At 72.1% G+C, this 24,729-nt stretch carries 22 protein-coding genes; 14 read left to right on the top strand and 8 right to left on the bottom strand.

Annotation, left to right across the window (positions count from 1 at the left end):
• Positions 1 to 9 precede the first annotated feature (9 nt).
• Entirely contained in the window at positions 10 to 255 is a 246-nt protein-coding gene (locus OM076_RS26460) for a hypothetical protein (protein WP_270043109.1), read from the bottom strand.
• Entirely contained in the window at positions 252 to 2,240 is a 1,989-nt protein-coding gene (locus tag OM076_RS26455; RefSeq protein ID WP_270043108.1) for an O-antigen ligase family protein, read from the bottom strand. The genes OM076_RS26460 and OM076_RS26455 overlap by 4 nt, the downstream gene beginning before the upstream one ends.
• An 83-nt stretch (positions 2,241 to 2,323) precedes the next feature.
• Between OM076_RS26455 and OM076_RS26450 the strand changes: the two genes are divergently transcribed.
• The 10 genes from OM076_RS26450 to OM076_RS26405 all read left to right on the top strand — a co-directional run bounded on the left by OM076_RS26450 (position 2,324) and on the right by OM076_RS26405 (position 10,965).
• Entirely contained in the window at positions 2,324 to 2,857 is a 534-nt protein-coding gene (locus tag OM076_RS26450; RefSeq protein WP_270043107.1) for a hypothetical protein, read from the top strand.
• Between the two features lie 4 nt (positions 2,858 to 2,861).
• The gene (locus tag OM076_RS26445) at positions 2,862 to 3,404 is read left to right on the top strand and encodes a hypothetical protein (protein ID WP_270043106.1); all 543 of its coding nucleotides are present in this window, start codon (positions 2,862 to 2,864) and stop codon (positions 3,402 to 3,404) included.
• A gap of 49 nt (positions 3,405 to 3,453) precedes the next feature.
• Positions 3,454 to 4,842, top strand: a complete 1,389-nt coding sequence (locus OM076_RS26440; RefSeq protein WP_270043105.1) for a hypothetical protein — start codon at positions 3,454 to 3,456, stop codon at positions 4,840 to 4,842.
• Between the two features lie 51 nt (positions 4,843 to 4,893).
• Positions 4,894 to 6,354 carry an exopolysaccharide biosynthesis polyprenyl glycosylphosphotransferase gene (locus OM076_RS26435; RefSeq protein WP_270043104.1) on the top strand — a complete coding sequence of 487 codons (1,461 nt, stop codon included), beginning with the start codon at positions 4,894 to 4,896 and terminating at the stop codon, positions 6,352 to 6,354.
• A 97-nt stretch (positions 6,355 to 6,451) separates the two neighbouring features.
• Positions 6,452 to 7,219 (top strand): calcium-binding protein, encoded by a 768-nt coding sequence (locus OM076_RS26430; RefSeq protein WP_270043103.1) that lies wholly within the window; start codon positions 6,452 to 6,454, stop codon positions 7,217 to 7,219.
• Positions 7,219 to 8,016: a calcium-binding protein gene (locus tag OM076_RS26425; RefSeq protein WP_270043102.1), complete on the top strand. Its 798-nt coding sequence runs from the start codon at positions 7,219 to 7,221 to the stop codon at positions 8,014 to 8,016. The genes OM076_RS26430 and OM076_RS26425 overlap by 1 nt, the downstream gene beginning before the upstream one ends.
• 99 nt (positions 8,017 to 8,115) lie before the next feature.
• A complete protein-coding gene (locus OM076_RS26420; protein WP_270043101.1) occupies positions 8,116 to 9,315 on the top strand; it encodes a nucleotidyltransferase family protein in 1,200 nt (399 codons plus the stop codon).
• Positions 9,316 to 9,321: 6 nt separating this feature from the next.
• Positions 9,322 to 9,600: a pyrroloquinoline quinone biosynthesis peptide chaperone PqqD gene (pqqD, locus tag OM076_RS26415; protein WP_270043100.1), complete on the top strand. Its 279-nt coding sequence runs from the start codon at positions 9,322 to 9,324 to the stop codon at positions 9,598 to 9,600.
• Entirely contained in the window at positions 9,584 to 10,021 is a 438-nt protein-coding gene (locus OM076_RS26410) for a lasso peptide biosynthesis B2 protein (RefSeq protein ID WP_270043099.1), read from the top strand. Before pqqD ends, OM076_RS26410 begins: the two co-directional genes overlap by 17 nt.
• Positions 10,018 to 10,965: a hypothetical protein gene (locus OM076_RS26405; protein WP_270043098.1), complete on the top strand. Its 948-nt coding sequence runs from the start codon at positions 10,018 to 10,020 to the stop codon at positions 10,963 to 10,965. Before OM076_RS26410 ends, OM076_RS26405 begins: the two co-directional genes overlap by 4 nt.
• Here OM076_RS26405 and OM076_RS26400 read toward each other — a convergent pair.
• From OM076_RS26400 to OM076_RS26390, 3 genes are all read right to left on the bottom strand, one after another.
• Positions 10,949 to 11,188 carry a hypothetical protein gene (locus OM076_RS26400; protein ID WP_270043097.1) on the bottom strand — a complete coding sequence of 80 codons (240 nt, stop codon included), beginning with the start codon at positions 11,186 to 11,188 and terminating at the stop codon, positions 10,949 to 10,951. The two genes, OM076_RS26405 and OM076_RS26400, sit on opposite strands and share 17 nt — an antisense overlap.
• A gap of 109 nt (positions 11,189 to 11,297) precedes the next feature.
• Positions 11,298 to 12,551, bottom strand: coding sequence for a choice-of-anchor Q domain-containing protein (locus tag OM076_RS26395; protein ID WP_270043096.1), 1,254 nt, complete (start codon positions 12,549 to 12,551; stop codon positions 11,298 to 11,300).
• Positions 12,552 to 12,567: 16 nt separating this feature from the next.
• Entirely contained in the window at positions 12,568 to 13,989 is a 1,422-nt protein-coding gene (locus OM076_RS26390) for a type 2 periplasmic-binding domain-containing protein (protein WP_270043095.1), read from the bottom strand.
• Positions 13,990 to 14,320: 331 nt separating this feature from the next.
• Between OM076_RS26390 and OM076_RS26385 the strand changes: the two genes are divergently transcribed.
• From OM076_RS26385 to OM076_RS26375, 3 genes are read left to right on the top strand one after another with little or no spacing between them, the layout of a single operon-like run.
• Complete coding sequence (locus OM076_RS26385; RefSeq protein ID WP_270043094.1) at positions 14,321 to 16,228, top strand: hypothetical protein; 1,908 nt, start codon at positions 14,321 to 14,323, stop codon at positions 16,226 to 16,228.
• Positions 16,225 to 21,546: a hypothetical protein gene (locus OM076_RS26380; protein ID WP_270043093.1), complete on the top strand. Its 5,322-nt coding sequence runs from the start codon at positions 16,225 to 16,227 to the stop codon at positions 21,544 to 21,546. The genes OM076_RS26385 and OM076_RS26380 overlap by 4 nt, the downstream gene beginning before the upstream one ends.
• A complete protein-coding gene (locus OM076_RS26375) occupies positions 21,543 to 22,184 on the top strand; it encodes a hypothetical protein (RefSeq protein ID WP_270043092.1) in 642 nt (213 codons plus the stop codon). The genes OM076_RS26380 and OM076_RS26375 overlap by 4 nt, the downstream gene beginning before the upstream one ends.
• Positions 22,185 to 22,192: 8 nt before the next feature.
• Here the strand turns inward: OM076_RS26375 and OM076_RS26370 are convergent, their stop codons facing one another.
• Positions 22,193 to 22,579 carry a winged helix-turn-helix domain-containing protein gene (locus tag OM076_RS26370; RefSeq protein ID WP_270043091.1) on the bottom strand — a complete coding sequence of 129 codons (387 nt, stop codon included), beginning with the start codon at positions 22,577 to 22,579 and terminating at the stop codon, positions 22,193 to 22,195.
• Positions 22,580 to 22,719: 140 nt separating this feature from the next.
• Between OM076_RS26370 and xseB the strand changes: the two genes are divergently transcribed.
• Complete coding sequence (gene xseB / locus OM076_RS26365; protein ID WP_270043090.1) at positions 22,720 to 22,953, top strand: exodeoxyribonuclease VII small subunit; 234 nt, start codon at positions 22,720 to 22,722, stop codon at positions 22,951 to 22,953.
• Here xseB and OM076_RS26360 read toward each other — a convergent pair.
• Together OM076_RS26360 and OM076_RS26355 are read right to left on the bottom strand one after the other, a co-directional pair.
• A complete protein-coding gene (locus OM076_RS26360) occupies positions 22,950 to 23,906 on the bottom strand; it encodes an acrylyl-CoA reductase family protein (RefSeq protein ID WP_270043089.1) in 957 nt (318 codons plus the stop codon). The genes xseB and OM076_RS26360 overlap by 4 nt on opposite strands.
• A 60-nt stretch (positions 23,907 to 23,966) precedes the next feature.
• The gene (locus OM076_RS26355; protein WP_270043088.1) at positions 23,967 to 24,659 is read right to left on the bottom strand and encodes an FHA domain-containing protein; all 693 of its coding nucleotides are present in this window, start codon (positions 24,657 to 24,659) and stop codon (positions 23,967 to 23,969) included.
• Positions 24,660 to 24,729 lie beyond the last annotated feature (70 nt).

The raw sequence follows: 24,729 nt of genomic DNA, 5'->3' as shown, positions 1-24,729 counted from the left end.
CGAGAGACTTTACGTACCCAATCCGGCGGCGCCGGCCGCGGCGAGCGCCAGCAGGCCAAGGCCCGAGCCCGCGAACGCCGCGATGCGCACCCCCAGGCCGCGCGGAGCGGTCTGCGCGATCAAGCGCCGGCGAAGCCGCCCGCGGAACGCGGGCGCCGGGAGCGGGCGCTGCGCCTGCAGGCGCCGGGCCAGCGCGACGAGATCGTCGCTGCTGCCGGGCTCGAGGTCGTCGCGGATGTCGCGCTGCACGGTCATGGCGTCCTGAACAGATTGGAGTTGGGGTTGAGCTGCTTGGCCTTGGTGAAGGCGGCCAGCGCCTGCGCGTTCTCGCCGCTGCGGGCCTCCAGACGTGCGAGCACGACCCACGTGCGCCAGTTCGTCGGCTCGTCGCCGGTCGCGGCCCGGGCGGCGGTGACGGCGGGGCCGATCGCGCCGGCCTGCTCGAGCACGAGCGCCTGCTGCAGGTGCGGTGTGGCCGCGTAGGGCTGCATGCGCTCGGCGGTGCGCGCGTCCTCGAGCGCGGCGACGTAGCGGCCGTCGGCCGCGGCGGCCTGACTGTCGCGGATCGCCAGCGCGCTCGCGAGCGGGATCGCCACGGTGGCGAGCGCGACGACGGCCAGCGCGCAGAGCGCGATGCGCGGCAGTGGGCGTGCGCGTGGCTCCGGCGCCGGCGGCGCCTCCTCGCGGCCCGCGACGATCACGGCCGCCAGCGCCAGCACGGCGACGGCGATCGCCGCCAGCTCCCACACCCACTCGAGCGCCGCCGAGGTCATGAACGCGGCCACGCCCGCGAGCGCGGCGGCGAGCGTCACCCGCAGCTCGCCACGCGCGCGCAGCAGCCGCACGACACCGAAGACGAGCAGGAAGGCGAAGAGCCCGCCGAGCGCCGCGAAGCCGACGATCCCGGTCTCGGCCAGCGTCTCGAAGTACAGGGTGTGCGCGTCGCGCACGAAGCCGCCGCCGGTCGAATGGCGCGCCCACCACAGCTCGAACGTCCCCGGCCCGATGCCCTTGAAGGGATGGGTGGCGTTGGCGTCCAGTGCGGACTTCCAGAACTCGTAGCGGCCGTTGCCGTTGGCGGCCGACAGGCGCGTGAACACCGTCGCTTCGCCTCCGGGGGCGACCGTGCCGACGGGCGCGGTGAACGTGCGCCACTGGTCGTGCACCTTGCCCGGCGCACCCGCTCCCACCGCGATCACGCACATGACCGCACCCGCTGCGAGCCACGCGAAGGCGAGCCGCCGACGGTCGAGCGAGAGCATCCGCGGGCGCGCGACGTGGCGCGCCGTCAAGCCCAACGCGACCTGCAGCAGGCCGACCCCCGCGCACGCGATCACGAGCAGCCACAGGACCTGCGAGCCCTGCGTGAGCGCGGCCGGCGACGGGAGGCCACTGTCGAGGGCGGCGCGCCGTGTGACGGCCCAGATCAGGATCGCCCCCGCCGCGGCCGCCGCGGCGAGCGTCGCGAACGCGTGCAGGCGGCGCGGCGCGAGCACCAAGAAGGCGGCCACGCCCACCGCCACGGCCAGCACGCCGCCGCGCGAGAGCGTCATCTCCACGCACAGCGCGGTGACGGGCAGCGCCGCCGCAGCAGCAGCTTGGCCGAGCAGCGTGCGCGCGTTGACCGCGACCGCCAGCAGCAGCGGGACGCCGATCGCGGCGAAGGCGGCCAGCCCGTTCCAGTAGTTGAGCGGGTAGCTGAGCTTGCGCGCGCTCGTCTCGGCCAGGAACGCGAAGTGGTCGTTGGGCCCGAACGCCTGCGGGTGCAACCGCGAGAGCACGGCGATCAGCGTGATCAGGCCGATCGCGGACGCCAGGCCGTTGACGGTGTGCCGCGCGGCGGTCGCGCCCTGCAGCGCGATGGCGAGCACGAGCACGCCGAGATAGGCCGCGACGCGCCCGAGCTCGACGACGCTGCGCTCGCTGCTCTCAGACCAGGTGACGGCGAGCCCCGTCCACGCGACGAAGCCGGCGAGCAGGCCGATGGCGACCAGGCCCGGCACGCGGAAGCGCATCGGCAGCACACCGGCCGCGGCGGCGAGCAGCACGATCCACCAGATCGCGACGCCCACCTCGCTGCGCACCACCGTGTCATAGCCGCCGCCGCGCAGCGCGAGATAGCACACGAGCGCGAACGCGAGCGTCCACGCCGCGAGCGCCTGCGGGTCCACGCGCGCGGCCAGCGAGCGGCTCCGGGCCGCGGCCCGGGCGGGCGCGGAGCGGGTGTAGGTGACCTGCATCGCCCCTTCATACGGATCAGGCGTGAACAGGCTGACAACGACTCGTTGTCAGCTTCGGCGCCGCGCGCCCGTATGGAGCCGGTATGAACCGAATGCTGCTCCCGTTGCTCGGCCTCGCCCTCGTGATCGTCCCGTCCGCCTCCGCCCAGACCCCGCCTGGCACCGACGCTCCTGAATACCAGGAGACGACCGTCGGCGGCTCGGTGGCATCGACGCTGAGCCTCACGCTCGGCCCCGCCGCGACGTTCGGCGCGTTCGCTCCCGGTGTGAGCACCGACTACACCGCCTCGACCACCGGCACCGTGATCTCCACCGCGGGCGACGCCACGCTCGCCGTCGCCGATCCGAGCTCGACCTCCACCGGCCACCTCGTCAACGGCAGCTTCTCGCTCGCCTCGCCGCTGCGCGCCAAGGCGACCAGCCCCGCCGGGACGGGCGGCACCGAGGGCGCGGTCGGCTCCAGCGCCGCGCCCACGCCGCTGCTCGCCTACTCCGGCCCGGTCAGCAACGACCAGGTGACGATTGCGTTCGCCCAGTCGATCGCCGCGTCCGAGCCGCTGCGCACGGGCCCGTACGGCAAGACCCTGACGTTCACGCTGTCCACCACGAATCCCTAGTCACATGCGCCGTACGCTCGTCCTCGCCGCCTTCGGCCTCGCCGTCCTCGCTCCCGCCGCCCACGCGCAGCAGGCCGGCTCCACGGCCCCGCCCGGCAACTCCGCGATCGACGAGTACGTCGAGACCGTCCCGGGAGCGACCGGCAACCGGTCGCCGCGCCCCCCGGGCCAGGCGCCGTCGCCTGCGCTCACCCGCCCGCAGCGCGCGGCCCTCGAGCGGGAGGGCGAGGTCGGCGAGCAGCTCGCACAGCTGATCGACGAGACGGCACCCCCCGCGCCGGCGCCGGGCAAGCCCGCGGCGAAGCGGTCCACCCCGGCGACCGGGACCGCGACCACGCCGCCGGTCACCACGCCCGTCGCCGGCGCTGCCACGACGGCGCTGACCGTCGCGGACGAACGCGCGACCTCGCCCGTGAAGGCGACGCTCGCCGCCGCGATCGGCCCCAATGACGCCGGCGGGCTCGGGATCTTCTTTCCCGTGATCCTGGTGGCCAGCCTGGTGGGGATGATCGCGCTGACGCTGCGCCGCCGCCGGTTGCCGATGTGAGCGAGGCCCACACGCGCAGCCCAGGGACCCACGGACCGGAGGTCGTCCTATGAACCGCGGGCTCCTGGCGGTGGCCGTCGCGGCGGCCACGCTCGCGACCGCCGCGCCCGCCCAGGCGGCGCCGCTGCAGCTCGGCTTCCTCGACGGCGTCTTCTCGACCGGCGAGCGGGGGCCGTGGCTGCAGCGGGCCGCCGACTCGGGGGCGGACATCGTCCGCGTCGACATCGGCTGGAACGCCGCCACGCCGCCCACCAACCCGCGCGACCCGGCCGATCCCGCGTACGACTTCACCAGCGCCGACGCATCGGTCAAGGCCGCCGTCGCCGACGGGCTGGACGTCCTCGCGACGTTCACCGGCGCGCCCACGTGGGCGGAGGGGCCCAACCGTCCCGCCGATGCCCCGCCCGCCAGCTGGCGCCCGGACCCGGCGGCGCTGGAGGCGTACGGCACCGCGCTGGCGACCCGCTACGACGGCACCTATCCGGACCCCGCCGAGCCCGGCCAGACGCTGCCGAAGGTGCGGGCGTTCCAACCGTGGAACGAGCCGAACCTGAGCAAGTACCTGAGCCCGCAGTGGGAGGCCGGCCGGCCCGTGGCGCCCAACCACTACCGCGACATGCTCAACGCGTTCTACCGCGGGGTCCATGCGACGGCGAGCAGCGCGCTGGTCGTCACGGCCGGGACGGCGCCGTTCGGCGATCCGGGCACGACGGGCAACCGCATGCCGCCGGCCCGCTTCGTGCGCGAGCTGCTGTGTGAGAGGCAGACCGCCAAGCGCACCCTGCAGGCCACCGAGTGCCCCGATCCCGCGCACTTCGACGTGCTCGCGCACCACCCGTACTCGGTCGGCGCTCCGACGCGCAAGGCGCTCAACCCCGACGACGTCTCGATCCCCGACCTCGGGAAGCTGAGCACCGTTCTGCGCGCGGCGGAGCGGGACAAGCTCGCGCTCGGCGCGCCCCGCCATCGCCTCTGGGTGACCGAGGTCTCCTACGACTCCTCGCCCCCCGACCCGGACGGCATCCCCGCGACGACGCACGCCGGGTACCTGTCGCAGACGTTCTTTCTCCTCGCCAAGGCGGGCGTGGACGCCGTGTTCTGGTTCCAGGTCCGCGACCAGGCGCCCGACCCGAGCTACGCGGCCACCAACCAGTCCGGGATCTACTACCTCGACGGCCGGCCCAAGCCCGCCCAGAAGTCGTTCCGCTTCCCGTTCTACGCCCATCGCGCGAGCAAGGCCAAGGTCGCGCTCTGGGGCCGGCCGCCGACGAGCGGGACGGTCCGCATCGAACGCCGGGCCGGCACCGCGTGGCGGACGGTCCGAACGCTCACCGTCACCGCGGGCAATACGTTCCAGACGACGATCAGGGCGAGTGGCGCGAGCAGCGTCCGCGCCCGGCTCGGTGACGATCAGACGCTCGCGTGGCGGGTGCGCTGACACGACAGATTCACACGCGGGGCGTCCGGAGTCGGCAGCGTCTGCGCGGACATGCCGGAACTCCTCGACGGCCCACGGGCGTCTGAAACGAGTCCGCGCCGCCGCCGGCGCCTGACGCGCCTGCCGGCGCCGATCCGCGAGCGCGACCCGCGCGCGGAGGTGCGCCGGCGCGACGCGCTCTTCCGCCGCGCGCTGGCGACGGCGGACGTGCTCGCCGCCGCGGGCGCCGTCGTCATCTGCGTGACGGTCGTCGGCGCCGACGAGCTCCGGCTCCAGCTGCTGCTCGCGCTGCCGCTCGTGCTCATCGCCGCCAAGCTCGGCGGCGTCTATGACCGCGACGAGATCGTCGTCAACAAGACGACGCTCGACCAGGCGCCGCAGCTCTTCCAGCTCGCGACGCTCTACACGCTGCTGTTCGTCGTGTTGCAGGACCACCTGCTCAAGGGCGACCTCGGCGCGCTGCAGCTGGTCGTCCTGTGGGGCACGATGTTCGTCTTCACGCTGCTCGCGCGCCGCGGAGCGCGGGGCGTCGCGCGCTCGCTGACACCGCAGGAGCGCTGCCTGTTCGTCGGCGTTCAGAGCTCATGCGAACGGCTGCAGGACAAGCTCGCCGCCACCGGCTCACACGCGGCGGTCGTCGTCCGCATCGACCTCCCCGAGGCGCCCGACGACGCCCTCGCGGTCGAGGCGGCGGCCACTCTGCATCGCCTCGTCGACGAGTTCGCCGTCCATCGCGTGATCATCGAGCCCAACGCGCCGCGCCCGCAGATGACGCTGGACCTGGTGCGCGAGGCCAAGGCCACCGGTGCGCGGGTCAGCGTGCTGCCGCGCATCCTCGAGGTCGTCGGGTCCGCGATCGAGATCGACGACGTGCAGGGCCTGACCCTGCTCGGGCTGCGCCACTTCGGGCTCTCGCGCTCGTCCGCGTTGCTCAAGCGCTCCTTCGACGCCGTCGGCGCCGCCTTCCTGCTGGCGGTCCTGTCGCCGCTGCTGGCGGTGATCGCGGTGGCGATCCGCCTCGACAGTCCCGGCGGAGTCATCTATCGCCAGCCCCGCGTCGGCCGCGAGGGGCGGCTGTTCGACATGTGGAAGTTCCGCACGATGGTGCGTGGCGCCGACACACTGAAATCCACGCTCACCGCGGCCAACGAGGACAGTCACCTGTTCAAGGTCGCGGGCGATCCCCGGATCACCCGCGTCGGGCGTACGCTGCGCTCGCTGTCACTCGACGAACTGCCGCAGCTGGTCAACGTCCTCAAGGGCGAGATGAGCCTCGTCGGCCCGCGGCCCCTGGTCGCCGACGACGACGGGCGCATCACCGGGCTGGACCGCCGCCGCCTGTTCCTGACGCCGGGCATGACCGGCCACTGGCAGGTCATGGGCGCCACCCGCCTGCCGCTCGCCGAGATGCTCAAGCTCGATTATCTCTATGTCGCCACCTGGTCGTTGTGGACCGATGTGAAGATCCTGATGCGGACGGTGCCGTACCTGTTAGCCCGCCGAAATATGTAAATGCGTGAAGATTCGGTGTCCAGGGTCAGTGTGAATCGTTCACAGACGTAGGGAGGGATGCGCTCTTTAGCCCCCCTTTTGAAAGGACCCTCGCGCGATGTCCCTCCTGAAGCGATCAATGCTGTTGGCGGTGGTCATCTTCACCGCCACCGCGGCTGTCGCGATGGCCGCGACCATCAACGGCACCAACGGCAACGACTTCCTCGTCGGGACGACGAGCAACGACACGATCACAGCCAAGGATGGCGACGACTCGGTGTATGGCCTTCGTGGCGATGACACCGTGAGTGGCGGCAACGACGACGACACGATCTACGGCGACGCGACCTGCCCGGCCGGCGCCACCAACGCGAACTACTGCTCGACGGCCGAGACCTCGACCGACGGCAAGGACAACCTCAAGGGCGACGCCGGCAACGACGTCATCTACGGCCAGGGCAACAACGACACGATCACCGGAGGCACCGGCAACGACGCCATCTTCGGCGGCGGCGGCAACGACACCCTGAACTCGGGCACGGACGGCTTCGATCTGATCGACGGCGGCGACGGCAACGATACGATCACCGCGATGGGCAGCGGCACCGTGATCGAAGGCGGCGCGGGCGCTGACATCATCAACGGCGGCTCGGGCAGCGAAGTCATCGACGGCGGCTCCGGCGACGACCAGATCAACTCCGACGGCGGCAGCGACGCGATGACCGGCGGCTCGGGCAAGGACACGATCAAGGGCGGCTCGTCGCTGGATCTGGTCTATTCGCGCGACGGCGAGAAGGACACGATCACCTGCGGCGGCGGCAGCGACTACGTCTTCGCGGACCGCGTGGACGTCATCAACCGCGACTGCGAGAACGTCGACTACTGATGCTCAGCTCCCGCATCCTGCGCCCGCTCGTACTCGCGACCGCGACCCTCGGCGTCACCGCCTCGGTCGCGCTGGCGGCCACGATCACGGGTACCAACGGCCCGGACACGCTGATCGGCACGAGCGTCGCCGACTCGATCAACGCACAGTCGGGCGATGACCTGGTGCTCGGCCTCGGCGGAGCGGACTCGATCAGCGCAGGCCAGGGCGACGACACCGTCTACGGCGACGGCAGCTGCCCGGCGGGCGCAACCAACGCCGACTACTGCTCGACCGACGAGCGCGCCGGCGACGGCGGCGACTCGGTCCGCGGTGAGGACGGCAACGACGCGCTCTACGGGCTCGGCGGCGCCGACAACCTCAGCGGCGACAACAACGACGACCGGGTCGACGGCGGCGCCGGGGGCGACAACCTCTCCGGCGGCGACGGCACCGACCGCATGATCGGCGGCGCGGGCGCGGACAACATCACCGCCGACAACGGCAACGACACGATCTACGGCGACGCCGCGACCGGCGAAGCCGCCACCGACGGCGCCGACGCGATCTCCGGCGGCGACGGCAACGACACGATCTACGGCCGCGACGGCAACGACGCGATCTCGGCCGGCAACGGCAACGACGTCATCGACCCGGGCAGCGGACGCGACACGGTCACCGCCGGCGACGGCAACGACACGATCTCAGCCAAGGACGGCGAGAAGGACGTGATCGACTGCGGTGCCAACGGCACCGACAAGGTCACGGCCGACAGGAACCTCGACGTGATCTCAGGCTGCGAGACGATCACGTACTAGCGCGAGGGTCCGAGGTTCGTGGCGGCGTGCGGACGACGCGCGCCGCCACGAGCATTTAACGACTCGGCGTCCGCGTCACCGGAAGATTGCGGCGCGCCCATGTCCAAAGCTCTCACTCCCGAATTCGCGCTGCTCGTCGAAGCCGCGCGCCCGACCCCCGCCACCGCGGCCGATCGTTCGTCGTGGGCGCGGGCGAGCTACGAGCGCGCCGTCGAGGCGGCGGCCTGGCATCGGCTCGAGCCGATGCTCGCGCAACACCTGGCGGGTGACACGGGCGTGCCCGCCGACCTCCAGGCACGCCTGCAGGAGCGCTACTTCGCCAACGCCGCGCGCAGCGCGTTCGTGGCCGCCTCCCTGAGCGCCGCGCTGACCGCGCTCACCGCCGCCGGGGTCGAGGCGATGCTGCTCAAGGGCGCGGCGCTGACCGCCACGGTGTACGACGACCCGGCCGTGCGCGAGATGCTCGACGTCGACATGCTCGTGCGCAGCGAGCAGCTCGACGCCGCGCACGCCGCGCTCGCCGCGCTCGGCTACCGCAGCCCGCCGGGCAGCGGCGAGGAGCAGCACTCGGCCGGGTGGATGCGGGCCAATCACCATCATGACCCCGCGCTGGTCGCCGAGGACGGGCTGCTCGCGATCGAGCTGCACCACCACATCGCGATGAAGGACGAGCGCCGCCACTTCGACGTCGCCGGCCTGTGGGAGCGCTCGCGGCCGCACCCCACCGTCCCCGGCCACCGCCTGCCCGCCGGCGAGGACCTGCTCCTGCACGTCGGCTTCCACTTCACCCGCAATCGCCTCGGCGGCAACCACGACCGCTACGGCAGTGGGGGCGCGCTCAGCCAGCTCGGCGACATGGCCTGGATCGTCGCCGCCGAGCCGCTGGACTGGTCGCGACTGGCCGCCGACTCGAGCGCCTACCGGCTCGACGCGCGCCTCTTCCTCGCGCTCTTCGCCGCCCACGAGGTCGGATTCGACATCCCGGCCGAGGGCCTCGACGCGCTGCGGCCCGCCGCCTTCGACCCGCGCGTCGGGCGCCGGCTCGTCGGCCTGCGCGTGCTGCGCTCCGGTCGCAAGCTTCCGGTGCGCTCGCTGCGCTGGATGGCCGCGCCGCCGCGCGAGGTGCTGGTGAGCGGGTGGGACGGCGAGCCCGGCGCCCGCGGCTCGCTCGCCCGCGCGTACGTCCGCCGCGCCCGTGCGCAGGCGCCGCTGGCGCGCGCCGCGCTCTCCCGTCCTTGGTCGGTCGTGCAGGACTATCGGCTGAACGGCCAGATCCACGCCCTCGAGCACCGGGAGTAGCCGCACATGCCAGACATCGCCCTCCGTCCCCGCCAGCGCGACGGGGTCCTCGCGCAAGAGGCCCAGGGTCAGACGGTCCTCCTGCGGCTCGACGACGGCAGCTACTACGCCCTCGACGACGTGGGCGCGCGCGTGTGGGAGCTGTGCGACGGCGAGCGCTCGGTCGATGACATCGTGGCCGTGATGACCGGCGAGTTCGAGGCCCCGGCGGCCACGATCACGGCCGACGTCCTCGAGTTCATCGACGAGCTTCGCGAGGAGCGGTTGCTTGTCGAGGCTCCGTGACCGGCTCGGGGCGTTCGCGCAGCTGCAGAGCCCGCGCGAGTTCGCGCTGTTCGCCTCGGTGACCGCGTTCGCGAGCGGCGTCCCGCTGCTGCTGCGGCTGCCCTTGCCGCGCATGAGCCGCCTACTGACCCGCCCGCCGCGCACGCCGCGGCGGCCGCTGTCGCCCGACCGCGTCGACCGCCTGGTCGCGCTCGCCCCGCGGCTCGCGCACCCCGTCGTGCGGACCGGCTGCCTGACCCGCGGGCTCACGCTCTATTGGTTCCTGCGGCGCCAGGGCGTGGCGGTCGAGCTGCGCTTCGGGCTGGACCCGACCGGCGTCGCCGACGGCCATTGCTGGCTGACGCTCGACGGCGAGCCGTACCTCGAGCGCGAGGACCCACGTCCGCGCTTCGCGGAGATCTACCGCGTCCCGGTCACGTGAGTACCTACTCACTTCACGGCGTCGACCTCGAGGTCCACGGCGCGCCCGACATCCAGCTCGAGATGGAGCTGCGCCTGCGCGCGTTCCGCTCACCGGTCGGCGCGCATCCGCTGCGGCTGGAGTTCCTCGAAGGGCCCGATCGCGCGATCGCGCCTCCCACCGATGCCAGCCGGCCGGTGTATGAGACGCCCTACGGCGACGTCGCCTACTTCCCGGACACCGACACCTTGTGGGGCGACCTGCGCGGCGTGCGGCTGCGCTGCGATGCCACTTCCGGCGTCGCCCGGCTGCAGTGCGACACCGGCTTCAGCGGGCGCGAGCTGTATCTCGCCACCCACCCGCTGGCCACGATCGCGCTGATGGAGCTGCTCGAGCGCCGTGACCGCTACTGCCTGCACGCGGGTTGCCTGGAGCTCGACGGCCGCGGCGTGCTCGTCGCCGGCCCGACCGGCTCGGGCAAGTCCACCCTGACGGTGGCGCTCGTGCGCGCCGGGCTGGGCTTCGTCTCCGACGACCTCGTCTTCCTCGCCCACGGCGAGGATCGTCTGGAGGCCCTCGGCTTCGCCGACGCGGCCGGCGTCACCGATGCCAGTGCGGAGCGCTTCGCGCTCGAGGGCACGCCGCGGCGCGACGGGTTCCCCAAGCGCCTGATCCGGCTCGAGGACGCGTTCGGCGTGACCCCGGTCGAGCGCTGCGAACCGCGCGTGATCGTGTTCCCCGAGGTGGTCTATGACTCCCCGGGAGAGGTCATGCCACTCGATCCCGGTGAGGCGTATCTGCGGCTGGTCCCCGACGTGCTGCTCACGCAGCCCGCCGGGACCCAGGCGCATCTGAAGGCCATCGCGGCTCTGCTGGCCCAGGTCCGGTGCTACACCTTGCGGTCCGGCACCGACCTGGGCTACACGGCAGAGCTCGTGCGAGCGCTGCTCAGAACTCCTGCTTGACCTTCTTCAGGCGGCCGTGCGAGCAGGCATAGCCGTGCTTCTTGTATTCCTTCTGCTTGCTCGAAGCGCACGCCCGGCCCTTGGCCAGGCACGTGCTCTTGCCTGAGATCCGCGCGACCGTTCCGCCCTTGCAGGCGGCGCGGTCGGGTGTCGCCGCCCCCGCGGCCGCCACCGGTCCGGTGGCGAGCGCGAGGGAGGCGGTGACGAGTACGGCCCGCAGCATCAGAACGTGTAGCGGGTGAGGCGGCGAAGCAGCCCGAGGCGCTTCAGGACCGGCTTGCGGTAGGTGCGCTTGTTCATGGTTTCTGTCTCGCTGGTCGAGGTCTGAAGGCTCACGAGCAGGCCTGGGTGTTTCCGGCCCAGTCGCGGGCAGTGAACGACCAGCGCGTCTTCAGCGACTGGTTGGCCTTGACCGCGGTCACGACGGTGTTGCCGGGACGCGCCGGATCAGCCGGGATGCCGCCGAGCGGCGGGAGACCGGTGAACGCGACGGTGCCGTTGGTGATCGCGATCTCCTCGGAGAAGACGCTGTCGTAGCCGAGGCCCGAACCGGTGTCGGAGACCGTGACGTCCTGCTCGTCCGGGCCGCGGCGGGTCGCCGTCACCGCGCACGTGGGCGGAGTGGTGTCGCGAACGGCGCCGTCCTCGACCGCGCCGATGTCACACGTGCCGCCGGCGGCCGGGCGAACGCGGAAGCCCTGGTCGCTGGAGGCGCAGGTGGCGGGGTTGCCGGCGTTGATCAGCGGGCTCCCGGCCAGCGGCGGACGCGTCTGCGTCGGGCCGCTGTAGTAGAAGACGAAGTCGATCTTCGGATCGCCGACGCCGGCGGTCGGGCCGCAGGAGGTGTCGGTGGACCAGTTGTTCGACGAGCCGGGCCCGGGGGTCGTGAAGCAGCTCTGCGAGCCGACGAACGAGAGCACGGTGTTGCGCATCACGAACGGACCGTCGACCTGGGGGCCGCCGCCGGGGGCGTCGGCGAGGGTCGAGTTGTTGATCGTGACCGAGCCGCCGCCGTTGGAAAGGACCGTCGGGGCGGTGTAGGCGTTGTCGGTGACCGTCGTGTTGGTGATGACGGTCGACGCGTTCGCGCCCGCCTGGGACACGATGTTGCCCGAGTTGCCCAGGAACGCCATGTTGTCCAGGCGCAGCTTGCCGTTGTTGTTGAAGATCGTGGCGAAGCCGTTCTCAGACGCCTGGTTGAACTCGATGCCCGCGATCTCGAGGCGCACGCCCGGGTTGACCGTGATGAAGTTGGCCGGGCGGACGTCGACCGAGCCACCGCTGACGGCCGGACCGAAGAAGTTCGGGTCGCCACCGTCGTGCTTGTGGTCGCTCGTGATGTAGAGATCGTCGGTGATCGTGAGGTTCGTCGCCGTGAAGGTGGTGAACGTCGTGTCGACGATGATCTTGTCGAAGCCCGGGTTGGCGTTCGCGTCCAGGACGGCCTGGCGGAAGGCGTTACCGGAGCTCGACGGGTGGTAGACCGTCGCGTTCGCGGCGGCGCTGACGCTCAGCAGGCCCGCGGTGGCCGCAGCCATCGCGATACCCCACCGGCTCAGCCGCGACGCGGCGAGTGTGTGGCTCATGAAAGGAGTCGCCTTTCTAGAAGTTCGAGTTGTAGCCGGTGCGGATCGACGTCAGGAACGTCGCGGGAACCGGGGCGTAGAAGTTCGCCGAGAGTTGCGCCTGGGTGGTGGGCGACAGCGCGAACAGGAGGTAGGAGTAGAGCGTGCGGCGCTGGTTGTCGCTCAGACGCGCGACGGCACCCGTGCCGGCGCCCGCGCTGAGGCCCGGACGGACCAGGCCGAACGTGAAGCCGCAGATCGGGTAGCCGGCGCCGACGAACGTGACGTCGGACTTGTTGGTGGCCGGGGGAAGGTCTGAGGCCCAAGCGTTGCCGGCGATGCCGACGGCGCCGTTGGCGCCACCGGCCGGCAGCGACGCGCCCGCGAACGAGCAGTTGGAGCCCAGGCCCGCGAGCGGGCTGACGTACGCGTCGTTGGCCTGGTTGCGGACCGAGGCGAGGCCGAGCTGCGGCTGGCGCACACGCCAATCGGACAGATCGCCGTAGCCGAGGCCGCCGACCGTGCCGGCCGTCGCGTCGATGACCGCCGGGTTGCCGCTGACGTAGGAGACCGGCGTGCACGTGCCACCGGACGGGAAGTTCGAGCCGTTCTGGCCGCTACGGGCGCTCCAGGTGGTGCCGTCGCACAGCGCGCGGGCACCATCGGCCTTGTTCAGGTAGCTCTTGAAGATCGTCGTCGTGCCCGAGTTGTCCAGGCGCGCGAAGCGGCTCACGCCGACCGCGCAGTTGGCCAGCGTGGAGCCGACCGGCTGGATCGCCACGAGCGCGGCGTCATTCCACGTCGCGGTGTCGCCGCCGAACAGGCGCGAGGCCTGCAGGGAGTCGAGCTGGATCGACGCGGGAGGCGTCGAGCCGCCGCACGCGGCCGCGGTGAGGTTGTAACCGATCGCGACGGCGGAGCCGGCGAGCGGGAACGACATGATGCCGACGGTGGTGGCATCGGAGGCATCCGGGTACGCCGGCTGCGGCGCGAACGGGACCGTCAGGCTCTGGAAGAGCGAGCAGTTCGGATCCGTCGTGGCCGGCTTGGCAGCACGCAGCAGCGCGAGCTGAGCCGTCGTGTACGGCACGTCGGAGCCCTCGAACGCGTCGGCGCGGCACTGGGCGCCGTTGATGCCGCTGCCCGAGCCCGTGGGGCGGCCGACGTAGTTGTAGAGCACCATGCGCGTATCGCTGTTGGGCTCGTTGTTGGCGTCGGTCGGGCCCCCCGGGACCGGCCCGCAGATCTCGCGCCGGAAGGCCGGCTCGAACACGATGCGCTGCGCGTTGTTGGCGAGCGTGGCGCCGCCCGCGGCGATGCGCCCGTTCGGCTGGCAGTTCGCGCCCGCGGCAGGCGGCGCGGCGAAGCTTGGTGCTGCGAAGGCCAAGGAGGCGACGATCCCAGCCCCGACCGCGATCACGCCGGCGCGCTTGCGCGCACCAGTCATGCGACCCGTCATGCGAGTTGCTCCTTTGAGTTGTTGCGAGAAAACAGCGCTCCGGCGGCCCCCCTCGGGCCGACGTGACTGCTAAGCGGGAGGTAATCCGCCCGCGGATGACGCTAGGTAATGGACCGGTGAAGACTCGCTTCACCTTTGGCGACGCTCGATGACATCGATTCACAACTCAGAACAAGCGTGAATGAACCGTTCACAACCCGCGTGTTCGACGTTAACCATTTGTGTAACCCATTGCTTGGTGCACCGGCGCTGGGCTACGGTCACTTGCGCCGTGCGGGTCGGAACTTCTACGCGTTCATTCGCCCTCATCGTGGGTGCCTGCGTCGCGTCCATGTTTGCCATCGCCGCGCCGTCGGCGAGCGCGGCGACCGCCTGCGCGAAGACGACCGATCCGGCGACGCCGGCCGCCCCGAGCCCGGGCAAGCCTTGCTGGGTCGATATCACGCCGTACCCGTTCGGCACCGATGGCCTGCCGGTGGACACCTCATCGCTCGGCTGTCCGGCGGTCAATGCGGAAAAGGACCGCGGCTATCAGAGCCAGTGCTACCTGCGCGTCACCTCGATGGCGTTCCGCGCATGGAACCGCGGCTTGGCGGCTACGACGAGGTTCCAGATCAACCCCTCGCCGCCGCCGACGCCATTCGGCGTTTGGCTCTTCAACGGCACCCGCTGGTATCCGGACCCCACGTTTCCCGGCGCAAGCACCTGTTACGGCGACACGGTCGTGTGGGCCGGCAAGCTCGACTACTGGCTGATCGGCGGCTCGCTCACCGGTTCCGGCGTTCCCACCGTCTGCCGCTATGACGGTTCGAGCTTCGCCTGGCAGCCGCTCGAGATACCTGCCGAGACCCGCGTGAAAGTGCTGTCGCCGGAGATCGCAAGCGTCCGCGCGGGCGCATGTTACGCGTGGGACGACTGCTGGTTCTTCGGCCCCGAGGGCGTGCGCCTGCACTGGGACGGGACAAAGCTCAACGACGACACACCCGACATCTCTTCGCCGTCGCTGCGCGGACGGTTCGGCTCGGCGGCCGCCAGGGTGGACGCCGACGGTCACCGCATCGGCGTCGCGGTCCGGTGGACCAGCCACAGCTCCCAAGATGGCGTCAAACCCGAAGATCAGGTGCGGCCGGACCCTGGCGAGTCCGCACCCGCTCAGCTCCTGCGCTCCGATGGCGGCGCGTTCGCGCCCTTTCCCTTCACGCCACCCACGGTTCCCGGTCCGGACGATCCATGGCGGACCAACCTCGTCGCGGTCGACCTCGACCCGTCCGGGCGCGGGTGGGTGGCCGGCAACACCGTCGGGGCGGGAAACCTCCAGATCACCGGCCGCATCCTCCCTGGCCGGCAAGCGGCTCCAGTGGTGCCGTTCGCCCTCAGCGGCCGGGCGGCTTGCACGCCTTCCGCCACGGCCTTCACGTACGCGCCTACTTCGAGCGGCCTTCCGGACGGCCAGTCGTCGTACATCTGGAATTCGCTCTCCGTGTTCCCGGACAGCGGCGACGCCCTGGCCGGCGGGACCGAGCGCCCAGCCGTGGGCGGGACGTCTCGCAACGACAACGGGTACGCCGAGCCCGTGCTCACCCGCGTGGGCTGCGCCGGCGCGGTGACGGAGACCCGCTTCCGCGAGCCTGACCCGACGACGAACGACGCCGCGGTCGCTCCAGCGAATTACCGCGGCTCGCTCGATGCCGTTGCCGCGAACGCGGCCAATGACGCCTGGGCGGCGACGTCGAGCGGCTCCGCGATTGGCGGCGGCATCCCGACAGGCGTCGACCAACGCTTCTACCAGCGCCCCCACCTCTACCGCCTGACGGACACCGCAAAGCCTGCCGCAACCGCCGGAGACGATGTCGAGGACCGGCCTTTCGAGGTGGTGGCGGACCCGCCGATCTTCGTGGAGGACGCGCCGCCGCCCGAGCCGCCGCCCGCGCCCGACGAGCCACCGGTCATCACGACCGTGCCGACGAAGCCCAAGCGCGTCAAGCAGAAGCCGTCGATCTACTCGCCGAAGGTGTCCAAGCCGCGGCGGATCAAGGGCAACCGCTACGTCATGGTGGTCACGTTCCGCGTTCGCCGCCCGGTCACCGTCGGGGTGCAGGCGCTGCGCAAGAACAAGGTCGTGTCGCGCAGCGGGCTCAAGCGTTTCAAGGGCAAGCGGGGAACCCTCAAGCTCGAGATCACCCGTAAGCATTGGCCCACGAGGGTCCGCTTCTACACGCGAAGCGGCAGCACCCGGTGAGGCGACGACGTCCGCTGGTCTGCGCCGCGCTGTGCGCGGCGGTGCTCGCGATCCTCGCGGTGACCGGGCCCGACGGCGGCCCTTCGGCGCTCGCGCAGTCGCCGACCGCACCCGTCGTGACGTTCGCGGCGCCGCCGTCGAGCGAGTCGTGCCCGGATTGCCTGCTCGGTGGGGTGACCTTGCGAGCGACCGCGGTCGCGAGCACAGGGCGGACCATCTCCAACGTGGTCTTCGCGTTCCGGCCGCAGGGTGACGCGAACGGAGCTTGGACGCAGATCGGCCAGCCCGTCAGGTCCGACCAGGCCAACCAGCCGTTCGACACCACCTTCCCCGACCGGCTCAACGGGCTCATCGAGTTGCGCGCCGTCGCCACCGACAGTGTCGGGGACCAGACCACGGTCGTCGTCCGCGACGTCGCGGTCGCCAACGACGCCACGAGCGTCGTCCTCGACGATCCCGGAACCGCCCTGCGCGCGCACATGACCCTGCGCTCGACGACGCCGGTCTCCAGGAGCTTTCCCACCGAGGTCAGCTTCCAGATCTCCCCGTCCGGGGCCGAGGACTGGAAGCAGATCGCGCTCGACACCACGATGGACGATTTCGACGCGAGCTTCAGCGTCGACTTCGACGCGACAGACCTCACCGGCGGGAGGTACGACCTCCGCGCGGTCGCCAAGAGCACCGACGAGCCCGACGCGAGGTTCGTCTCGCGCCCGCGGCGCAACCTGCTGCTCGACCGGGAGGCGCCCGTCTCGGAGCTGCAGATCCCGGCCGGCCCGCTGCAGGGGGTCGTCCGCCTCGCCGCCACGGCGCAGGACGGGGGCGGCGTGGCTTCGGTGCGCTTCGAGCACTCGCCGGCGGGCGCGGACTCGTGGACCGCGATCACGTCGCTCGGGCGCGAGCCCTACGCGACCGATTTCGATACCCGGATCCTCGAGGACGGCACATACGACTTCCGGGTCGTCGCCACCGACACGGCCGGCAACTCGGCCGCGTCGCCGATCGCGAAGAACGTCGCGGTGAGCAACCCGGGGCGCGTCGCACCGGGCGGGCGGGCGGTCACGAACGTGGTCGCGCCGGCGACGAACCTCCAGCTGCTGGGCACGACGAACACGGGCGAGACGTGGGCGACCGGGATCTCCACCGGCCCCCCCGCGGTCGTCGACGGCCACCAGCTCGACTACACGCGACGCGGGAACCAGCTCGTGCTGTTGCGGTACACCGAGGCAGGCGGCTGGCGCATCCAGGACGTGCTGCGCGACGCCGACCAGCCCGGCCACCCCGACCGCGACGGGGCGGCGTACGACGTCCGCAGCACGGACGTTCGCGGCCAGATGACACCCAGCGGCGAGGCCTGGATCGTCGTGTTCGGAGACTCCGCCTCCGTCTTCCATCGCGTCCCGAGTCGCTTTGACGGCCAGTTTCGCCGCGACGGCGCGGCCTCGACGGAGCTCGCGCCGCTGCTCTCGACGCCGGTCAACGGCCTCGCCCCAAAACAGCTCCAGGTGGGCGAGACGACCGACGGCCGCGACTTCGGACTGCTCGTCGTCCCCAACCAGGAGCCGCCGTTCAAGGGCGAGCCGGGCCCGGACGGCGGCACGATCCAGGTCAAATCGGTCCTCCAGTACGGCGCGTTGTCCGACGGGACCTGGCGACTGAAGACCCTGCCGCGCCCGCGCGGATACGCAGCCCGCAACGCGGACACGCTGCGGCTTGACTTCGCCGATCTCACCGGCCCCGGCACCGGCTGGGTGGCGGTCGACGTCGTCAACACGGCCAACCAGGCGCCGATCCCACCGCGGATCGGGAGGCTCAGCGACAGTCCCTGGGACCCGATCGTCACCGGGCTCGACGCACTCGACGCGACGGGCGAGTTCGCCGTCAACCCGCCGGCGGTGACGACCACCGGGCTGCGCGCCGAAGCCGGCGGCGTCTGGATCGGGGCCGCCACCGCGGGCAATCCGACCCGGAAGATCGTCGCCCACTACGAGGACGCGGCGCGAGGAGTGACGCGCACCTGGTGCGACCCACTGGGGCGAGCGACGAACTGCGGTGCGCCGCTGGGCGACGCCGCCGTGCCGGATCAGATGTTCCAGACCGCACGCGGCCCGGTGGGGGTGTCGCTGCAGACCAACTTCATCCACACGTTCGAATACGGCGACTGGGCGAAGGTCGCCGCCCCAGGGTTCAGCCCCGGCGCCGGGCGCCTGCTGCTCGGCGCCCCCGAAGACGGCTGGCTCGCGGGCTCCGTGGCGTTCGGACGCGTCGCGACGGCCCGCCTCCCGGAGCCGATGGCCACCTGGCCGCAGGCGAACCGCTCGACGCTCTTGAGCGTCGCTCTGCCGCCCGGGAGCACCGGTGCGGTCGGTGAGTCCGGCGCGCTCGCCGTCGGGCTCGACGGCACCGCGCTCGGGTACGACGCGAGCGCCGGCTGGCAGATCCAGAACACCCCGGCGCGCTCGCACCGGCTGCCGGTACGAGCGGTCGCCTTCAACAGCCCCACGACGGCGTTCGCGGTCGGTGGTGCGGGCCTGATCCTCCGCTGGGACGGGACGAGTTGGACCGAGGACCCGCAGTCGACGCAGATCACCGGATCAGAGCTCCAGGGCCTGGCCTTCGCGCCCGACGGACAGGGCTGGGCGGTCGGGCGCTTCTCGACGATCCTGCACTACGACGGCAAGTCGTGGTCGCCGGAGGAGGCGCCGCCCGAGGACGACGGGTTGACGATCAGCTCCGTCACCGTCGCCGGCGACGACGTCTTCGCGATCTCCGACGGCAACCTGATCAAGCGCGGCGCGGGTGGTCGGTGGCAGCACGTCGAGCGGACCGACCTGCCGGATCCGTCGGCCGCGCGGTTGCCGTTCGATCGCGACCTGCGCGTGGTCTCCGGGCTGCCGGACGGCGGCGTCGTCGCCGCGGGCCGCTCGGTCGTGCTGGTCCGGCAACGCTCCGGCGGGACCTTCGCCTACGCCGACCAGCCGATCTCGGGCATCGCGGTCGCCGCGAGCGCGTTCCGCGATCGCGACGGGGTGGTCCGCGCGTTCGTCTCATCGGCCGCGCCGATCCCGACGGGAGGCGGCGTGGTCCTCGGCGGGGACATCGGCGGCTTCCCGGCCGGGGACGGCGTGCTGCTGCGCCAGACCGCGGACGGATGGCTGGACCTCAGCCACAGCCAGCCGCCGACGCAGACGCAGAACCTCACGCAACTGGTCGGCGACGGCCTGATCAAGCCGGACCCCGTGCTGGCGGTCGCCGCGAGCCCGGACGGCGAGCACGCGTGGGCGGTCGGCGGGTACGCGGGCACCCGCAGCGCGGCGGGGCAGGGACTCGACGACATCCTGCAAGCACGGCCGGCCGGTTGGCGCACCGCCCACATCTGGCGTTACGACAGCGGCCGTCCGACGGCGTCGCCGGCCGACGTCGAGGTCACCGTGAACCCGCAGGTCGCGGCACCCAACACCGTGAACTTCGCGTACTTCTCCAACGTCCAGTGCAAGTTCCAGTGCGCGGGCACCCAGGACGCGCAGCCGGACGTCAACCTGCACGCCGCCCTCGAGCAGATCGACGAGTACGCGCAGCAGCCCGGCGGGCCGGCGTTCGCGGTCCTGGGCGGCAACGCGCGCGGGCCCGTCGACCTCACCGCGTTCCAGAGCGGCAATGCGGAGAAGGACTTCCTGCGGCTCCCGAGCCTGCTCCAGCCGCTCAGCCACGTGCCCCTGTTCGCCGTCGTCGGCCCGCGCGACCACCTCGTCAACCGTTCGGATCAGCTCGCGCCGTGGGCCGGCGCGTTCGCCCAGGCGCCCGCGCCGTTCGGCTCCCGGCCGGCGCCGGCGGGCTTCACGCCGGTCGACAGCGGCGCGGCGGTCGGCGCCGTCCATCGCTACTACGCCTTCGACGTCAACCAGAACGGCTCCGTGATGCGGGCGATCGTGCTCGACAACTCGACGGCGCTCTCGGACGGGCCGGCGCTCGACGCGGCCCAGTCGAGGTGGCTCGACGCCCAGCTCGAGGCCGTCAAGAGCACGAACCTGCCGACCGTCGTGTTCCTGAGCCAGCCGCTGAACACGTCCAGCAACAGCGATCAGTTCCTGCTCGCACTGCGGTTCATCGACGCGGGCGTGCTGGCCGTCGTCGTGCCCGGCGACACCAACGACAACCGCCCATGGCCCCCCGAGGTCGCGCTCGAGTCGCGCATCCCGCTGATCTCCGGCGCCACGCTCGGCTACCAGCAGGCCAAGAACAACGGCGTGGCCTGGTACTCGATCGCGGTCGACGTCGCCAAGCGTACGGTCAGCGTCCAAGCCCGCCCGCTGGTCGACTCGCTCGCGCTCAAGCCGCTGATCGGGCTGACGGTGGCGCGCAGCCAGACGCTCGCGTTCGAGGCCGTCGGCCGGCGCCCGACCGGGACCCTCGCGACGACGCCGATCGACCCGACGTTCCCGGGCTTTGACAACTACCTCAACATTCCGGCGCCCGCGGACTGCGTCACGTGCGTGCTGCCGAGCTACACGTTCACGAGCTCCGATCCCACGATCGGCGACTTCGTGCTGCCCAGCGGCCTCGGCTCCCGGCTTCCGGAGCTCGACAACGACGGCCGCCCGATCCCCGCCCGCTCCTCCGGCCTCTTCTGCGCCTACAACTCGGGCACGACCACCGTCTCCGTGACCGTCGGCTCGCGCCGGGCGTCGCTGCCGGTGACGGTGCTCGCCGGCGGATTCGGCCGCCCGTGCGGCACGGTCTTCCGCGAGGGCGTGCGACCGGTCGTGATCGTGCCGAGCACGCGCACCGTGCGGTCGCAGGGGGCTCCGAGCGGGGCGGGCGCCCCGCCGCCCCCGCCACCCGGGCCGAGCGGCGAGTCACCGCCCGCCAAGCTGCCGAACTTCGCGGTCCCGTTCCCGGCTCCCCTGCCGCCGGCCGCCCCGGAGCGACCTGCGCCGCCGAAGCCCCAGCCGCGCGTCGCGCCGCCGCAGCCCGCGCCGCCGCTCGTCCCTGCGGTCTTTCACCCGCAGCCGCCGCCGACGGTTCCGAACGTCCCGCCGGTGGCCGTGCCGCCGATCCCACCGAACATCCAGCCGATCCCGCCCGGAGGGGCCGCGTCCGCCCAGGCCGCCGCCCGCAGAAAGGAAAAGGCCCAGAAACATGCCAGTCAGTCCGCATTCACCACCCACCAGCCGGGTGTGCCGTGGTTCTACGGAGGCGTCGGAGCGATGACCCTGCTCACGCTGCTCCTGGTCGCCGGGGGCGTCCGCCCCGACCCGCGCCGGCGTGCCACGCCCGCGCTCGCGAAGGTCGAGACGCGCCGGAGGGACCGGCGATGAGGGCGGCCGCGCTCGCGCCGGCGCTGCTCGCGCTCGCCCTGGCCGGGTGCGGAGGCGGCGGGCAGCCGGCTCCGGCGGCCCAGCAGGTGGCGCAGGTCGCGGCTTCGCCGTCGGCCTCCCCGGCGCAGACCGCGCCACCCGTGGCCACGGCGTCGGCCGCGCCCACCACGGCACCCACGACGGCGCCCACGACGGCGCCCACGAGCACGTCCACGCCCACGCCCGCCGCCACGCAGGCGCCCGTCGACACGCCCACGCCGGACCCGGCCAAGGCGAAGTCGACGCCCGCTCCCACGGCGACGCCGCTGCCGAAGGACGCGCCGACCGCGACGCCGACGCCCAAGCCGAAGGCGGCCAAGAAGAACGGCCCGCTGATCTGCCTGAGCGCGGCCGATCTCAAGCAGACCAAGAAGAGCGGCGCGGGCCTGTGGTCAGGGACGCTCGGCGGCCCGGAGGCCCTCGTCGCCGTCGACGGCCCGTATCCGTCCCCGCGCGACGCCCAGCTCTCCGTCGAGAGCCTGGCGGGCGTCTCCGACGCCGAGGTCGGGGGCAACTACGTCGTCTCGGCGAGCCTCGCGACCAAGGCCAAGAAGACGGTCCACGCGGTCGCCGACTGCCTCGACGCGCGCGACAGCTGATTCGCTGGTCAGTGCATGGCCGCCGGGTGTAACTCGCCCGGCGGCCTCGCACCACCTGCCCCGCTCAGCGGCGTGGGCTGTGGGTCCAGCCGATAGCCGATGGTGTGGTGGGTGTGGATGAAGCGCACGTCCGGCACCGCCGCCTCGAGCTTGCGGCGCAGCTTGTGCACGTAGACGTCGACTGAACGGTCGGCGCGCGCCAGGCTGGCGCCCCAGGCCAGCTCGTACAGCTCGCTGCGGGCGACCACCTCGCCGCGCCGTCGCGCCAGCACCGTCAGCAGCGTCAGCTCGCGGGCTGACAGCGGCAGCGTGCGCTCACCGAGCAGCACGAGATAGCGATCTGGGCGAATCTCCAGCGGTCCGACGATGATGCGTTCGATCTCTGGATGGTTCACGGCCCTCTCCATCTGCTCGTCTGGCCGAAACTACGGAGCCTCGGTCCAGCGTCTGTGAATGGATGGGAACCATGTCGATAAGCGTTGTGATCGCTTGTGAACGCGAGACCGCCGCCGGTGCCGCCGGTACCCTCGTTCGCGTGGACGGCGAGGAGATCCTGACCTACGAAGCGGCCGGCGCGCGCCTGGAGGCGATCATCGCTCGGCTGGACTCCGGCGAGGCCGGCCTGCGCGAGACGCTGGACCTCTGCCGCGAGGGCCGGACGCTGGTCGAATTCTGCGCCACCGAGCTCGAGGCCGTCGGCCAGGGGCTCGAGGAGCTGCGCCTCGACGAGCTCGTCGCTCGCCTTGAGAGCGGCTCCGCAGCCGCCTAGAGCCTGACCACGGTACGGCCGGAGACCTCGCCCCGCAGGATCTTCGAAAGGACGTCCTCGAGCCCGTCGAGGTCGGTCTCGTGGCCCAGCGAGTCGTCGAGGTGCGGCGGCCGCAGGTCGGTCGCGAGCCGCCTCCAGGTCTCCGTGCGCTCCTTGATCGGCGTCTGGACCGAATCCACGCCGAGCAGTGAGACGCCCCGCAGGATGAACGGCAGGACCGTCGCAGGCAGCTTCACGCCGCCGGTGTTGCCGCAGGCGGCCACGGCCCCGCCGTAGTGCAGCGAGCGGATCACGCCCGCCAGCACCTCTCCGCCGACGCAGTCGACCGCGCCGGCCCAGCGCGCCTTCTCCAGCGGCCGCCCCGCATCGCCCGCCGCGTCCTCGCGCGTGATCACCTCGGACGCCCCGAGGAGCTCGAGGTACTCGGGGTCCTTGCCGCTGGAGGCGACGACCTCGTAGCCGCGGGCGGCGAGGATGTCGACCGCGGTCGAGCCGACGCCGCCGCTGGCGCCCGTCACGAGCACCGGGCCGCTGTCGGGGGTCAGGCCCGCGTCCTCGAGCGCGATCACGCAACGGGCCGCGGTGTAGCCGGCCGTGCCGATCGTCATCGCCTGCTTGGCCGACAGGCCGCCGGGCAGCGGGACGACCCACTCCGAGCGCACGCGGGCGCACTCGGCGTAGCCGCCGTGGTGGGCGACGCCGAGGTCGTAGCCATGCGCGAGCACCTCCTCGCCGGAGTCCTCGTCGACGCCGGCCAGGTCGATCCCCGGGATCAGCGGCGAGATCCGCGCCACCTGCCCCTTGGCGATCGTCGCCAGCGCGTCCTTGTAGTTCACGCTCGACCAGCCGACCTTGACGAGCACGTCGCCCTCGCCGAGGTCACCGATCTCGAAGTCGTCGCGCACACCGCGCACGACTTCGTCTCCCCGCTTCTCCGCAACGAAGGCCCGCATCGAGCGAGCCTATCGAGTAAAGGGATGATGGGCCGGGGGCGGTGGGGCGGGCTTACGCCCTTATCCCTGTGTGCCGCCCTCGTCGGCTCCGACCAGGCCGGAGCGCACGGCGAGCAGTGCGACCTCGGCGCGGCGCTCGGGGCGCGGCATGTCCTCGAGGCCGAACAGGCGGGCGAGCAGGTCGAGTTCCTGCGTGACGACGTCGACGTTGATCCCCGTCTCGTCGGCGACCTCGAGGTCGCTGGAGGGGTTGAAGCCGTCGCCGTCGGCGAACAGCGGGCGGCACAGCGCCTTCAGGATTCGCTGCTGCTGCTCGGAGAAGCGCGGGGTCGCGCTCAGCTCGCCCTGGACCATCGTCGGGCCTGGGCCCGTGGCGCCGGGCGCGTGGAACCCGAGGATCGTGCGGCCGATCTTCACCAGGTCGCCGTCGGCCAGGCGCCGGCGCCCCGCAAGGCGCAGCCCGTTGACCCACGTGCCGTTCTGCGACCAGCCGTCGTCGACGATCGTCCACTCCCCCGCGCGCAGCGAGAGCTCGGCGTGCAGCCGCGAGGCCTCAGGGTCCCACGGCAGCGAGATGTCGGCCTCGAAACGCCGGCCGATCGTGACCGCGTCGGCGTCCTCGCTGAGCGGGACGATCCGCTGGCGGCCATCACCGTCGCGGAACAGCAGGAACGGTTCGCCCCGATCCAGTGCCGCTTGGCGCTCCTCGTGCTCTTCCGGTGTCTTACTGCCGAGCGTCGCGTGGGACTCCATGGGTCGCTGGGACCCTACGCCGCGTCGGGCTTGGAGGCAAGTCCGTGGACCGTGTGACCAAGCTCCACAC

This window comes from Solirubrobacter ginsenosidimutans (assembly GCF_027587205.1).
The sequence above is the reverse complement of the archived record's forward strand: the minus strand, read 5'-3'. Positions and strand labels throughout refer to the sequence as shown.

Bases quoted from the DNA above. Each gene is read 5' to 3' on its own strand.
- OM076_RS26460 (WP_270043109.1), bottom strand. From the start codon at position 255: ATGACCGTGCAGCGCGACATCCGCGACGACCTCGAGCCCGGCAGCAGC.
- OM076_RS26455 (WP_270043108.1), bottom strand. From the start codon at position 2,240: ATGCAGGTCACCTACACCCGCTCCGCGCCCGCCCGGGCCGCGGCCCGG.
- OM076_RS26450 (WP_270043107.1), top strand. From the start codon at position 2,324: ATGAACCGAATGCTGCTCCCGTTGCTCGGCCTCGCCCTCGTGATCGTC.
- OM076_RS26445 (WP_270043106.1), top strand. From the start codon at position 2,862: ATGCGCCGTACGCTCGTCCTCGCCGCCTTCGGCCTCGCCGTCCTCGCT.
- OM076_RS26440 (WP_270043105.1), top strand. From the start codon at position 3,454: ATGAACCGCGGGCTCCTGGCGGTGGCCGTCGCGGCGGCCACGCTCGCG.
- OM076_RS26435 (WP_270043104.1), top strand. From the start codon at position 4,894: ATGCCGGAACTCCTCGACGGCCCACGGGCGTCTGAAACGAGTCCGCGC.
- OM076_RS26430 (WP_270043103.1), top strand. From the start codon at position 6,452: ATGTCCCTCCTGAAGCGATCAATGCTGTTGGCGGTGGTCATCTTCACC.
- OM076_RS26425 (WP_270043102.1), top strand. From the start codon at position 7,219: ATGCTCAGCTCCCGCATCCTGCGCCCGCTCGTACTCGCGACCGCGACC.
- OM076_RS26420 (WP_270043101.1), top strand. From the start codon at position 8,116: ATGTCCAAAGCTCTCACTCCCGAATTCGCGCTGCTCGTCGAAGCCGCG.
- pqqD (WP_270043100.1), top strand. From the start codon at position 9,322: ATGCCAGACATCGCCCTCCGTCCCCGCCAGCGCGACGGGGTCCTCGCG.
- OM076_RS26400 (WP_270043097.1), bottom strand. From the start codon at position 11,188: ATGCTGCGGGCCGTACTCGTCACCGCCTCCCTCGCGCTCGCCACCGGA.
- OM076_RS26395 (WP_270043096.1), bottom strand. From the start codon at position 12,551: ATGAGCCACACACTCGCCGCGTCGCGGCTGAGCCGGTGGGGTATCGCG.
- OM076_RS26390 (WP_270043095.1), bottom strand. From the start codon at position 13,989: ATGACGGGTCGCATGACTGGTGCGCGCAAGCGCGCCGGCGTGATCGCG.
- OM076_RS26385 (WP_270043094.1), top strand. From the start codon at position 14,321: ATGTTTGCCATCGCCGCGCCGTCGGCGAGCGCGGCGACCGCCTGCGCG.
- OM076_RS26375 (WP_270043092.1), top strand. From the start codon at position 21,543: ATGAGGGCGGCCGCGCTCGCGCCGGCGCTGCTCGCGCTCGCCCTGGCC.
- OM076_RS26360 (WP_270043089.1), bottom strand. From the start codon at position 23,906: ATGCGGGCCTTCGTTGCGGAGAAGCGGGGAGACGAAGTCGTGCGCGGT.
- OM076_RS26355 (WP_270043088.1), bottom strand. From the start codon at position 24,659: ATGGAGTCCCACGCGACGCTCGGCAGTAAGACACCGGAAGAGCACGAG.